This window comes from Thermoplasma sp. (assembly GCF_008709555.1).
GTDB lineage: Archaea > Thermoplasmatota > Thermoplasmata > Thermoplasmatales > Thermoplasmataceae > Thermoplasma.
In genome coordinates this window covers 1-13,324 of sequence record NZ_VYIJ01000024.1, presented here as the reverse complement: position 1 = coordinate 13,324, position 13,324 = coordinate 1, and the positions used below count along the sequence as shown (strand labels likewise).

Genomic DNA, 13,324 nt, shown 5'->3' with positions numbered 1-13,324 from the left:
ACATAACACATTAGTTGTCTAAATAGTTATTGGAATTATATATCATATCTTGATAGAGGACTTGCAAGGAGTTTCAGAATAAAGAATATAGCCATAAGAAGCGAGGGATATCTGGCGGAGGCAGATGGCGAGGTGATAGGAAAGACTCCATTGACCATAAAAGCCGGCAGCAAGTTGAACTTCATCAGAAATATAATCAGCTAACACCACGCTGTTGGAGGGATAGGCATCCTTCTGACATTATCTTAGCCATGCATATAAATAACGTTGATTATATCTGCAGCACGAAAATAAGCTATAAAATTTTTCAGGGAAAGTTCCAAATACGCGGAAAACTTTGAAGAATGATGCTCAATACTTCCATGGTGCCTGTATCATGAAAACCATTCACATATCGATCTGTTCAATGGAGTACCATAGATATCTCTGCGTTATGAGATCAAAGTTCTTTATTGCAGGTTTAAAAATTCGTCATGGTATGTGGACTCTGATACCTCAAAGATGCCTCATTATGAAATCTGACAGCAGTTTATTGTACCCTTCGCGATCCTCCCACATGGTCAGATGCGAGCAGTCTTTGAATACGTGAAGCTCAGACCCAGAAATCTTTTCGTGTAAAACGTTCGCCACGTTAGGAGTCACCTCATCATATTCACCCACGGTTATAAGCGTCGGTATCCTTATTGTCGAGATCTTATCCGTTATATCCCAGTCCTTGATCGTTCCAGTTATCGTGAATTCGTTGGGCCCGTTCATGACCCTGTATACATTCCTTCTTTCAGCGTATTCCAGTGATTTCAGTACTTCCGGCGGCCAGTCTTCGGATCTGATCAGGTGCTGGTGATAGAAGAAGTTTACAGCTTCCTGGTATTCTGGGTTATCGTAGATTCCAGCTGATCCGTACTTTCTTATTGCATCTCTGTACTTTGCTGGAAGATTGTCTATGAGCCTGTTCATCTCCTTCACGGTGAGTGGGACGGATGAGAGTCCTCCTGATACGATCAGACCCTTAAGGTGATCATGGTACCTGACTGCATAAGCAAGTGCCAGAGCACCACCATAGGATGATCCCATCAGGAAGACCTTCTCTTCCCCGAACAGTTTGGATCTCAGGGCCTCAGCCTCCTCCACGCCATATTCTATCGTGAACTTCGATTGATCCGGTTCCTCGGATCTACCACATCCAAACTGATCATAGAAAAGCACAGTTATTCCATTCCTTACCAGATCCCTGAGGGACAGCAGGTAGTCATGGGACATGCCTGGGCCACCATGCATGGTCATCAGCTTGGCCTTTTCGTTAGCCGCCTCGCACAGTTTATAGTATATGTATATGCCGTTGATCTTTGCATAATTCTCTATGCAGCCTTCATCCATTTTATCATCACTTCCTACGCAAAAATGGTTTAAAAATTTTCCTGTGTCGTTCCCATATCCTTTCAGAGAACGTGATCGATTTAGTCTTCGATTGCCTGTAAATGTTCCTCCTCCAGGCTCGGTTCGGCGATTCTAGCCGACTTCCCCCTTATGTAGGAGTATACAGCAGAGAATACCACCCACGCCGCGAATGAAACTGAGGCTGCGATAACAGGCAGCGATATTGAGATGAAGGTACCATAGAAGACGTAGACGAGTATGCCGGTGACTATGACAGGCAGTGCTACATTCGATATACCTATCCTCTGTCTGTTCTTTCTGAGTATCGCTGGAAGTGAGAGATTGGCTATCATGTGAACGAGTAGTGCAGCCAGAGTTGAGAGTACTCCCGTGAACAGGAAGCCACCAAACGGACCAAGGAATTCAACGCTTAGAAATCCTGTTAATACGGCAGCAGACACCATCACAAGGCCGGCCAGATGCGGGGTTCTTCTTGAGTCATGGACTCTGGATAACGAGGATGGCAGTATGCCGTCTCTACTCATCGACAGCGTTATCCTGGCAACGCTGTTCGTGAAGGTGACGTTATCTGTTAGTATGCTGTTCACGTAGAATATTGTTATAAGAATGGCGGCCCAGAGGCCTATATCAACCTGCGCAAGCTTGATCCCAGGAACGAGGTTGTTCGCGTAGGACTCCATGTTGGCAGGGCCCCATCCGACCGTAAAGGCGTATGCTGCAAAGACAAAGAAAACTCCAAGAACTATTGAGGAAAGAACGACGGCGTTTCCTATCATCCTCTTGGCATCCTTTGCCTCTTCTCCGAGTGGCGTCATTCCGCCAAATCCGGAAAAGGCGGTGTACATGAAGAGAACACCCAGAGCGATGCCGCTGACGCCGTATGAATCATATTTCAATGTGAAAACGCTTGCGGTGTTTATCGACGGATGACCAAGAACTATGAACAGGCCGATGAATACCACCACGGCTATCTCAAGCGATCCCATGACTGAAACGTATCTGAGGGATCCTTTTATTCCAAGGAATGATACGACGTAACCAAAAGCTGCTGAGGCTATCAGGAGCGGTATCCATAGATAGGAAGGAACCGTTATTCCATAGATGTAGCTCAGAAGAGCCGGCACGAACACGGCTATGGAGAGAGATATGAAGGCAAGCGCAGCTATCTGGTATAGTATGTATACCCAGCCTGAGAATGCGCCAACCCTTGTACCGAAACCGTTCTTGATGTAGTCGTAGTAGCCTCCAGGACCTGCGACATGGTTTGATATCTTCCTGATGATCACTGCGTTCAGGAAGACAACAACAAAGGCAACAACCGCTGCCAGCGGGAGCGATCCCAGGGCAAATGCCGCCGAACCAGTCATCGTCGCAACAGCAGCACCTGCCGGCGCCGAGGCCGCAACGCCCTGAAACATTACCTCTCTGAAATTCAGCACATTCCTTCTGAGAGTCTTTGCCATGATAATACCAGACAGGTTAATAATTATCAATTATATAATCTTTCATTGCTCATATATTACTTTGAGTAATAATGCGATATATTATTGAACCTTTGATTACATTATTTGATATTGAACAGGAATGCTTTGGATCAGAAAAGAAGCACATTTCATGCATCAAATTGTAGTGTTCTGACAATATTTATATGCATTCAGTGGATCTATCATTATGAGATTCGATTTTTCAAATATATTCCTTAGCAAGGGCGTGAACTATTTCTCCGATGATCTGGTACTTCAGGACGTGCTTAACTATCTTGGATATGAAACGGATGAAAAACTTTCAGAGATGGGGAAATACATCAGCACCGAGATGATCGAGGATTCCGTGTTCATCGATCATTATGGTGAACCGGTGCTGCAGATGTGGGGAATTCTGGACAATCGAACCGACGGTATATGGATATCGAGAACGCATCTGAACATGATCGATAGGCTACTTGATATGGGTGTGGTATCCAGGATAGTGGAGAAGAACGATCTCATGTACCACTTCATCTCTGGATACCTGATATCAGATGCAGGCCTTTTCTGCACTCTGACTCTGACAGGACAGACGGCATACGGCCTCAAGAAGTATGGCGGCAACCATCTTGAAAGCTTCCTGAAGCATTACTCAAACGAAGATCACTGGCTTGGAGCCACATATTATACCGAAATACAGGGTGGAAGCGACCTAGGTGCAAACCAGACGATCGCCGTGAAGTCTGGCGATAGGTACATACTCAACGGCGAAAACAAGTACTTCGCAAGCAACGCTGGCCTGGCAGATGGCGCTATCGTCACTGCAAGGCTACAGGGTGCGAGGGCGGGAGCAAAGGGCATATCGGTCTTCTTCGTACCAACGCTGAGATCCGATGGTACGCGCAACTACGAGATAAGGAGAATAAAGGACAAACTCGGAACCATCATGGTGCCGACCGGGGAGGTCGTGCTAAAGGATTCCGAAGGATATATGATAGGAGATGAGAAGAATGGCATTTACATAGCTCTGGAGATACTTGAAGTGTCCAGGATCGATGACGCCATAGCTGCAGTTGGCATAGCACGTAAAGCTCTCTGGGAGGCCTATCTCTATGCAAGGAAAAGGACTGCTTTCGGGAAGCCCATTATAGAACACCCGCTGATGATGAGGGATCTCGTGGAGATGGAATCTGAGGTTGTGGCGTCAACGGTACTCTCGATGATAGCCGGAGACATGTTCGCAAGGGCATCGCATCTTAAGCCGCCATACGATGACCAGTACCATATGGCCAGGGCTTTCACCCATATGGCAAAGAACATTGCATCCTGGTCTAGCGATTACGTGACGAGGTACGCAATGGAGGTGTTCGGCGGTAAGGGCTTCTTGAAGGAATTTCCGGTAGAGAAGTTTCACAGAGACTCCATCGTCACATCGCTCTGGGAAGGCACGAGCAACATTCAGTCGCTTGATTTCCTGGAACTCGTGCAGAAGAAGGGTATTGACGAGAAGATCTTCACATTGATATGGAACATAATGGAGAACCTTTCATCGGATACCGCTGCGATGCTGAAGGCCGCCTTCGACTCGGTGCGTGAAAAGATGGTTTCATACAGGAATTCCGAAAATATAGAATATTTCGCAAAGGATATACTCAACATGTTCGGATACCTATCGGCCCTTGCCTACATGCTGTCCGTATCGGAAAAGACAGGAAATACGGGTATGCAGATGGCTGCTAAAATATACTATTACAGGCATTTCGCTGGTTCATTTCCCAGTGATATGAATTTCGTCGAATTTCACAGAATGCTGGACTGGATGAACGTCAACGATGGCGAAAAGGTCATTGAGGCTAAATGATTATCCGGATCATGAGGATACGTATCCGGATATTATCACATTTCTCAGGCGTTCTTGGTTTTGATGAATCCTCCCTATATGTCAGGGACGGAATCACCTTTGGGGAGGTGAAGGCCCTTCTGATGGAACAGTTAAGCAATTTCATCCGTCCCATAGAGATAGGTATGTACGTCAACATGAGACCGGTTCCTGACGACTATAAGATCAACGATGGCGATACGCTGTACGTCTTCCCCAGATCCTCCACGCCCTGATCGTAAGGTCTGGAATTCTTATAATGTTCTGTCTGAAGACGGATGCGCATTAATTTATATCAAACAGACATGCTTGTGCATGGAGCCAGAGATCCTTTTCAGGAAGATAGACGATCTGGGTGAAGGCCCAACGTTCGACGAGAGGAGAAGACGCGTCTACTGGGTTGATATAAGGGGAAAGAAGTTTCACTATATGAATATAGACAGTTCTGAAATGAGGACATTTGCCTCCATCGGAATGATATCATCTGTCGTGCCGACGGATAGGGATATGATCGCCGCTACAATCGATCATGGTCTATATCTCATAGACGATTCAGGAAAACACACCCTTCTGACCGAGGTGGAGAAGGACCAGAAATCCACGAGGTTCAACGACGGCAAGGCAGATCCATTCGGGAACTACGTGGCCGGAACCATGGATCTGGAAGAGAAGAGACCCATAGGTTCCCTGTATGTACTGACTGGAAAGACCATAAGGCGTATACTTGACAACCTGACCATATCGAATGGCATAGCCTGGAACACAAAGAAGAGGGTATTCTATCACATAGACACACCAAAGAGGAGGGTTGACGCATATTCATACGATGGCAAGATGAACATCGAGAGAATAGGCATCGCCGTGGACTTCAGAAACGAGGTAGGGAATCCAGATGGCATGACCATCGACGCCGATGGAAACCTCTGGGTTGCTCACTGGGGGGGCAACAGAATAACGGTGCACGACCCTGAGAAACAGAAGAAGATAGACGAAATAATATTCCCAGCGCAGAACATAACCTCATGCGTCTTCGCTGGCGACGGTCTCCACGATCTCTACGTCTCATCAGCCTCCAACGGAAACCCATCTGATATGGGTGGAAGCCTATTCATTGTGCATACGGATTATGCGGGATCCAAGACGTTCACATTCAATGTTCCCTGATCATTCATCCAGATACCTCTTTGCTTTTTCAATCATATCCACCCATTTTTTGACAACTTCGTCATACCTGCTCCGTATGATCTCAAGATAGCCCAGATCCACCGGATCGATATAATCATCCGGCATGTAGCGTTTTAAGCCTGAGTTTTCCCTCAGTTTCCTACCCGTATCTATGTAGCTCTCTTTCCAGTCGTGCGTGGAGCTGAACTCATCCCAAGCATTTCCTGTTGCGAATATTGATTCAGGAAGTTTCTCGGGATCCTTGACTGTGAACTCTATACTTCCGAAAAGATCGGGCAGCCATGAGATCGCTTCGTACACGTAATTGACCATGCAGACATATGAATCCTTCATCATCTGGAAGTCACGATGGTAGCCGGAGGTCTTATTCATTGAGGTCATCATGGACAAAACGCTGACGGATGACGACAGCGAAGCAATACCCTGAAGAAGCTCTATGTAGTCCGGATTTCTCTTGTTTGGCATCAGTGAGCTTCCTGTGGTGAATTCAGAAGGGAGTGATATATAGCCATCCCTGTAGTATTCGATCAGATCCATGGCTATCCTCGAGATCGTTATGGAGATCTGTGAAATAGTGCTTGAGACTGATGTGATGAGTATTGGATACAGCGATGACGCGAAGACAGGATTTGTAAGCACGGGCCCTATACCGAGGAGATCGGACATGGCCTTCAATTTCCCGGAATTCGGGCTGCCATAACCGGATCCATAGCCGTATGGTAGGATGGAAGCAGAATCGATCGCACTATTCAGAGACTTAACGCTTATTGCAAGGACATTCTGAATGTAGTTCGCATAGGTGGCGGCTGTCAGGGGCATGGCGGGCATGAAGTGCGTTGTACCTGGCAGCAGTCCCTTCACGTCCCTGGTTTGGATCGTCCTGATGGATTCGATCAGCCTGGATATTATGCCGGAACATCTCTCGATGGTGAACATGAGGACGTTGCTGTGAACCTGCTCGTTTCTGGAGAGATACAGTCGTACATTGTGACCAAGCTTGCCGCATCTCTTGATTACAGCATTTTCCACGGTGGTATGGGCATCCTCCTGATCTATATCGATATCCGGTCTTTCTTCTAGAAGCCTGATCAACGCCTCTATTACGCATTTCGATTCATCCTTCTCCATCACCCCTCTCTGCGCCAGATCGAGATGGTAGGCGATCAGCGATAGGATCTCATACTTGAGAAGTGATATTTCTACCTCTATATCGTGTTTCACGAATGTTTCGGTGGAATCCCTGCGATCTGCTGGCTGAACGCCGCCCGCCCATAGCTTCATACTGTATCGATCTCAGTACTGCAGTGAGGTGCCCTCGACTTTGCCGGTCATCTTCAGAGCCCTCTTATGGGAATGTATGGTGGCGTTGCCATAGATGTCGATGAACCCCTTCGATGATCTCTGGTCGAACGCGTTTGAACTGTAGTTTATAAGATCCGTGCTGTAGAGGAAGCTGTTGCCCCAGGCGCCTTCGGTGTACATCAGGCCATGAGACATCCTGATCTTAAGTTCACCGTTTATATCCCTGTTGAATTCGGCTTCTGCTGCATTGATCGCGTTCATGACCGGGTCATGCCAGAGCCCTCCATAGACGAATTTGGAGAACTGCCAGTCCATGAACATCTTCATCTCCGTCTCGTTCCTGTTCAGGATCAGTGATTCAAGATACCTGTGCGCATACGTGATGACGGTGGCCGCCGGACACTCATATACCTCATGGCTCTTGAGTCCGACAACCCTGTTCTCCATATGATCGATGAGCCCTATCCCGCTGGATCCCGCCACTGCGTTCAGATAGGTTATGATGTCTGAGAGCTTCATCTTCTCTCCATCTATTTCGGTTGGAATTCCCCCATCGAATGATATCTTCACGATATGATCGTTTTTCGCCTGCCATGGTGGAGTCACCCATTCGTAAACGTCCTCCGGTATCCCCTTGCCTATATCCTCGATATCCGGCCCTTCAATCGATCTGCCCCAGATGTTCTCGTCTATGGAATATTTTCCATCCAGCTTCACTGGTATCCCATGTTTTTTCGCGTAATCTATTTCATCCTTCCTCATCATATTCCATTCTCGCACGGGTGCAAGAACCTGTATGGACGGGTCGATGGCCCTGATGGAAACCTCGAACCTGACCTGGTCATTCCCCCTTCCAGTCGATCCATGAACCACATACTTTGCGCCGATCCTATGTGCATATTCCACGGCCTTCTCGGCCATAAGCGGCCTGGCCAGTGCGGTAGATAGTGGATAACCTTCGTAGCTTCCGTTCGCCATTATTGATTTAGCTATGAATCCCTGCGCGAACTCATCTATAGCGTCATGAACGAAGACCGGATCGGCTCCAAGCGTCCTTGCCTTTTCCTGTATGGCGACAAGATCGCTGTTCCCGACGTTCAGCGTCAACGTTGACACCGCAAGAGACAGGTTCTCCTGAAGCCATTTGATCATTACAGAGGTATCAAGACCGCCAGAATAGAGAAGCAATGCCTTATCCATGTGCATCGATTTATATTCCATATAAACAATTTTTCATTGATATTTAAAAATTATCCATAAATTATGTTATATGTTTCAATATCTTGCAAAATATTATATTCATCATTAATATCTGATATCATGGATAGAAAATTCAGGGGGAACGTTGAAGAGAAGACGCTGGAGTATCTGAGAAAGAGACCGGAGGTATACATGGCCCTGGGAACTGGCATAGTAAACCTCAACGGCCTGGCCGCACTCATCAGTCGTGAGAATCAGGGGATGAACCAGCTCTCAATACGATCAGTGCTACAGAAGATAATACGAAGCGGAGAGATTTCGGATTACAGGAGATTCACAGATGATCTTCTCAGGCGAAGCAAGGTGACGCTGCAGGACAAGGTTTCCGTCATAACTTCCAGAAGGAAGATGGATATAGATTTCCTCTCCGTAACCTTCCTTACGGACTCGGTTGTTTACATAGTGGATGAGACGAGGGTCAGAAACATCCCAAAGGATGCCATCATCGAGAGAAACGTTAGCCTAATACACATATTCTCTCCTCCAGAGATCGTGTCAACTCCAGGATTCGCATTGAATGTGGTTCAGAGGATATATGCAGCCAACGTGAACATACTTCAGTTCATATCATGCTCAAATGAAACTATGATAGTGGTTAACAGAGACGACGCTATAAAGGCCTATTCTGCACTTGCATCCTACTGATCCACCGTTTAGCCCAATTACATTCTGAGAACGCATACGGTTGAAATCATCGATGTCTCTCTTTCATCATACCAATATATTCATTGGCATCAGTGCGCCCCTATTCTACGGTCCTCTTTGATTGGTGAAGTTAATTTAAAAAAATTTAAATTGACTTCATCATTACTCATTATATGATCGTCGATCTCAAGCTTGAACGCCATCCCCTGGTCTTCATCGGACATGGCGGTGAGTTCATGGAGAAGATAAGGAGTTTCTCGCAGGAAGCCTCCGTCATATATGCATTCACCGATGAGCATCTTGATCTGCCCAACGTTCTGCCACGTCCTGAAAGATACGATGAAGGCATAGACAAGGTGAAGGAGGTCAGGCCCATGGTTACCTTCGTTTCCACGGAGGACGAGGATCTTGACAGGCGAATAGCAAATGCGGTTTCCCCTTATTCGAGGATGGTGTACGTTCCAGACAGGGTCAATCTCAGCGACATAAACCTCTGTGCGATCATCCACAATGGCCCCATCTCCATAGGCATATCCACGAGAGGAAAAAGTCCGGCCATGACCGTGATGATAAAGAAGAAACTCATGGCCTACATCCGAAAATATTCCATAATCACGGATGAGGATGCAGAGGTAATAGATTTCATCTCAAGGAACAGATCAAGGATAATATCCAAGGTCAGGGACAGAAGGCGCAGGCGGATCGTCATGTACAGCATCGCTGTGAATCGCGATATAAGGCGCATGATCAGCGAGAGGGATGGAGATCCGGATATGATCCTTCAGAAGCTGATAGGGGAGAAATGAAAGCGAAGAAATATTATATAATAGGTACCGGCCCTGGAGATCCTGATCTGATCACCGTTCGTGCGATACGGGCAATAGCTGAATCCGATCTGATACTTGCAGACAGCCTCGTCCCTGAGGATATGCTGGCATCTCTCTGCGGCGGTAAACGGATAGTACACGTTGGGCACAGAGCATCGCGGGATCATTCCGGTATAATTGAGAGGATATCGGCAATACTGGACAGCACCGAATTCTCCGTTGCATCCCATCTGAAGGAGGGTGATCCCTCCGTATTCTCACATCTGAGCGAGGAGATCGGGCTGCTGAGAGATCGCAGCATAGACTATGAGATCATTCCCGGAGTCTCATCAGCCATAGCCGTACCGGAGGCTGCAGGCATAGTTCTGACGGGTCGCGGCCGATCTGAATCGTTCACGGTGGTTTCCGCCAGCGATGCGTCTGGGAATTTCAACGAGAAAGAGATCCGATCAGCTCTCGCATCCTCTGGATCCGTCGTGATCCTCATGGGATCGAGGCATCTTGGCAAGATAAAGGATATCCTGCTGTCAATGCATTATGAAGGATATGTTGCTGTTATAGAAAACGGTACGAGACCGGATCAGAGGATCAGCATATATCAAAATGCCCAGGAGATCAGAACTGAGGATGTGCGCATGCCGGCATTGATCGTGGCTGGAAGGATCGCCATTATGGATGTGGTGAATGAGAATGAGAGTCGAATACGAAATTGAATTTGAAGACGGTGGTGTGCGGATAAGTTCAGGCGATTCTGTTGCATACATACCATCAGGGAGTCGGACCTTCATGCCTGACGGTATCAGGAGGAGAATCTTCGATGCGGTATTTGCCCAGATAGCAAACGAGATTGCCACAGGCATCGAGGAACAGGATGCAGGCAACATAGAGCAGAAGAGCCTCTCCATCATCGATTCTATCATCCCAAGGGATATGGACAATCCGATGAGGCACATCGTGATAAGGGCGGTTCATGCTGCAGGTGATTTCTCCATAGCACAGCTGATACGATACAGCGCTGGTTTTTTCCCTTCCATGGTTCAGAGGCTCGGCGAGGGATGCACCGTATTATGCGACAGTGAGATGGTGAGAGCTGGTATATACGAACCCAGGGTGCTGGAGAATAATCGCGCGGTCTGCCTGCTGAACGATGCAGAGACCAGGGAGATGGCCCAGCGCGAGGGCATAACCCGTTCAGCTGCGGGCATTCGCATCGGCCTTCGGAGATACAGAGACACGGTGGTTGTGATCGGCAATGCGCCCACTGCACTGCAGGAAGCCATGCGTATCATCAAGGAGGAGGGAGGTTATGATACTCCTGTTATAGGCATACCGGTTGGCTTCGTGAACGCAAGCAGGGTGAAGCAGGAGCTGATATCCAGCGGCATCGATTACATAACAGTGATTGGGAATCGTGGCGGAAGCCCGATAGCAGCATCCATAGTAAATAGTTTTGGGAGGTTTCTGAGATGACTGGAAAGATATACGTTGTAGGAATCGGGCCAGGTTCCAGGATATTTCAGCCATTCCGGGCGTGCGCTGGATCCGTTACACTTGCAGCGGCCAGACGCAGAAAGCTCTTCGGTGGGCATATATCGTTTGTAGGCGTCGGCCCTTCCGATCCGGATCTGATGACAGTAAGGGCAAGAAAGGAAATCGTATCCGCGGATGTCATAGCTGGATACCAGATGCCGCTTGATATAGCGCGGAACATCTTATGGAATAAACACATAGTTGTCTTCCACTGGAGGGATCAGCAGAGGTATGTCGATGAGGTCATCGATCTCTACAACAGAGGATACAGAATAGCTTATCTTTTCACGGGCGATTCCTGCTTCACAGAATCAGAGCTGATCAGAAGGTTCACTGAGAAATGCAAGAACTTCGAAATTGTACCTGGTATAAGCTCAGCGCAGGCCGCATGCAGCATCACCGGTATGGCGCTGGAAATGGCAGGGGTGGTCTCCTTCCATGTTACGGGGAATATAGAGGACAGAAAAACCGATCTAATCAGGATTCTTTCAGAGAAAGGAAGAGCCATAGTGATACCGCGGCCATATGATTTCATGCCACGTGATATAGCTAGATTCCTCATGGACAAGGGGTTTGGGGATCTTCCCGCAACGGTTATAGAGAAGGCAACTTCCAGAGATGAGCGCAGGACGGTTTCAACGATCAGAGATCTCGTACAATGTGAATTCTCCGATCTATCCATAATGGTAATAGGAGAGCCGGTGATACGGTGAGCGGATCTCATTTTATTCCGCGATCAACAAGCCTGAGTCGAAGGGCCTTGTTTCTAATCAAGTGAAACAGGAGATCAGACGGAATTGAACCTGGAACAATGATCGGCAGGTTGGCCTGTCGATCGATTTCTCCGCCGTCGTCGAATATTACGTTTTTAGTAGTTTTTTTACGAAAACAAAATTTATGTACCAGGGGTTTTTCTGCACACAATGAACGATACAAACGTTTCCGATATAAGAACGCTAGGCACGTGGGATCTGGTCTTCCAGGGCCTTGGCCAGATAACCCCAATCACCATCCTCTCAGGCCTCATCGTTAGCATAGTGGGACTATCCGGTATTAATGCGCCCCTGGCGATGATGATATCGTTCATCGCCGTGATCCTGGCTGCGAATACCATATACCAGTTCTCCGGCATGATCAGCCATACAGGTGGCTATTACTCCTATGTTGAGTACGGCCTGGGAAAGCATCTTGGCAAGTTCACTGGTCTCCAGTACCTCCTGTATCAGACCTCAAACCTGGCGCTTGAATACTTCATCGTCATATGGGGATTCTCCAAATCGCTTGACTACGCCTTCGGTACCTCTCTCCCTGAATGGACGGGAATACTGTGGATGGGGGCCATGATGGCGTTATCCTATATCCTCATGAGGAGGGGAGCAAAACCTTCACTGAGACTCGCGCTGATACTTGGATCGATTCAAGTAGCCTTCGTCATAGCGCTGTCCATCATAGTCATTCCATCGGCCCATGACAACAGTGTGCAGACATTCGTGCCATCAGCTGGGTCTGGCTGGACCGGCGTTTTCCTTGGGTTCATAGTTGGAGGCTATCTGGCGTTTGCTGGCTACGGGTCCGTGGTACCGATGGGTGAAGAAGCGAGGTCTCCCAGAAAGACCATCAGGAATGCGATAATAGCCATAGTGGTCATAGCTGGATCAGTATTCATACTTGGATCATACGCCATGGTTGTGGGCTTCGGCCTGAACAATATAGGTAGTTTCTCCGCTGCTGTCATACCAGGCCTCATAGTGGCAAGGCGTTTCACAGGGATGGCGGGTGCAATATTTTTCATAGCGGTCAGCACCTTCCTGTCGACTTACGGAACCGTGATC

13 protein-coding genes are annotated in these 13,324 nt (G+C 47.7%); 9 read left to right on the top strand and 4 right to left on the bottom strand.

The window, feature by feature from the left end:
- Positions 1 to 495 precede the first annotated feature (495 nt).
- Both pip and F6Q11_RS06965 read right to left on the bottom strand, forming a co-directional pair.
- Positions 496 to 1,377, bottom strand: coding sequence for a proline iminopeptidase (pip, locus tag F6Q11_RS06970; protein ID WP_297027714.1), 882 nt, complete (start codon positions 1,375 to 1,377; stop codon positions 496 to 498).
- A gap of 80 nt (positions 1,378 to 1,457) precedes the next feature.
- Complete coding sequence (locus tag F6Q11_RS06965; RefSeq protein ID WP_297027712.1) at positions 1,458 to 2,861, bottom strand: APC family permease; 1,404 nt, start codon at positions 2,859 to 2,861, stop codon at positions 1,458 to 1,460.
- 208 nt (positions 2,862 to 3,069) lie between these two features.
- On the opposite strand from F6Q11_RS06965, the gene F6Q11_RS06960 reads away from it, so the two are divergent.
- From F6Q11_RS06960 to F6Q11_RS06950, 3 genes are all read left to right on the top strand, one after another.
- Complete coding sequence (locus tag F6Q11_RS06960) at positions 3,070 to 4,725, top strand: acyl-CoA dehydrogenase family protein (protein ID WP_297027707.1); 1,656 nt, start codon at positions 3,070 to 3,072, stop codon at positions 4,723 to 4,725.
- 11 nt (positions 4,726 to 4,736) lie between these two features.
- Positions 4,737 to 4,979 carry a MoaD/ThiS family protein gene (locus F6Q11_RS06955; RefSeq protein ID WP_297027706.1) on the top strand — a complete coding sequence of 81 codons (243 nt, stop codon included), beginning with the start codon at positions 4,737 to 4,739 and terminating at the stop codon, positions 4,977 to 4,979.
- A 79-nt stretch (positions 4,980 to 5,058) separates the two neighbouring features.
- Complete coding sequence (locus tag F6Q11_RS06950; protein WP_297027704.1) at positions 5,059 to 5,907, top strand: SMP-30/gluconolactonase/LRE family protein; 849 nt, start codon at positions 5,059 to 5,061, stop codon at positions 5,905 to 5,907.
- On the opposite strand, the gene F6Q11_RS06945 is transcribed toward F6Q11_RS06950, so the two are convergent.
- Positions 5,908 to 7,209, bottom strand: a complete 1,302-nt coding sequence (locus F6Q11_RS06945) for a lyase family protein (protein ID WP_297027703.1) — start codon at positions 7,207 to 7,209, stop codon at positions 5,908 to 5,910.
- A gap of 12 nt (positions 7,210 to 7,221) precedes the next feature.
- On the bottom strand, positions 7,222 to 8,430 hold the full coding sequence (locus tag F6Q11_RS06940; protein ID WP_297027700.1) for an argininosuccinate synthase: 1,209 nt from the start codon (positions 8,428 to 8,430) through the stop codon (positions 7,222 to 7,224).
- Positions 8,431 to 8,550: 120 nt separating this feature from the next.
- Between F6Q11_RS06940 and F6Q11_RS06935 the strand changes: the two genes are divergently transcribed.
- From F6Q11_RS06935 to F6Q11_RS06910, 6 genes are all read left to right on the top strand, one after another.
- Positions 8,551 to 9,135, top strand: a complete 585-nt coding sequence (locus F6Q11_RS06935; RefSeq protein WP_297027699.1) for an aspartate kinase — start codon at positions 8,551 to 8,553, stop codon at positions 9,133 to 9,135.
- 173 nt (positions 9,136 to 9,308) lie between these two features.
- Complete coding sequence (locus F6Q11_RS06930) at positions 9,309 to 9,941, top strand: bifunctional precorrin-2 dehydrogenase/sirohydrochlorin ferrochelatase (RefSeq protein WP_297027696.1); 633 nt, start codon at positions 9,309 to 9,311, stop codon at positions 9,939 to 9,941.
- Positions 9,938 to 10,675 carry a uroporphyrinogen-III C-methyltransferase gene (locus F6Q11_RS06925; protein ID WP_297027694.1) on the top strand — a complete coding sequence of 246 codons (738 nt, stop codon included), beginning with the start codon at positions 9,938 to 9,940 and terminating at the stop codon, positions 10,673 to 10,675. The genes F6Q11_RS06930 and F6Q11_RS06925 overlap by 4 nt, the downstream gene beginning before the upstream one ends.
- The gene (locus tag F6Q11_RS06920) at positions 10,653 to 11,432 is read left to right on the top strand and encodes a precorrin-8X methylmutase (RefSeq protein ID WP_297027692.1); all 780 of its coding nucleotides are present in this window, start codon (positions 10,653 to 10,655) and stop codon (positions 11,430 to 11,432) included. Before F6Q11_RS06925 ends, F6Q11_RS06920 begins: the two co-directional genes overlap by 23 nt.
- Positions 11,429 to 12,205 carry a precorrin-6y C5,15-methyltransferase (decarboxylating) subunit CbiE gene (gene cbiE / locus F6Q11_RS06915; RefSeq protein WP_297027690.1) on the top strand — a complete coding sequence of 259 codons (777 nt, stop codon included), beginning with the start codon at positions 11,429 to 11,431 and terminating at the stop codon, positions 12,203 to 12,205. Before F6Q11_RS06920 ends, cbiE begins: the two co-directional genes overlap by 4 nt.
- Positions 12,206 to 12,415: 210 nt before the next feature.
- Positions 12,416 to 13,324: amino acid permease (locus F6Q11_RS06910; protein ID WP_297027686.1), on the top strand; the 909-nt coding region annotated here is incomplete at its 3' end.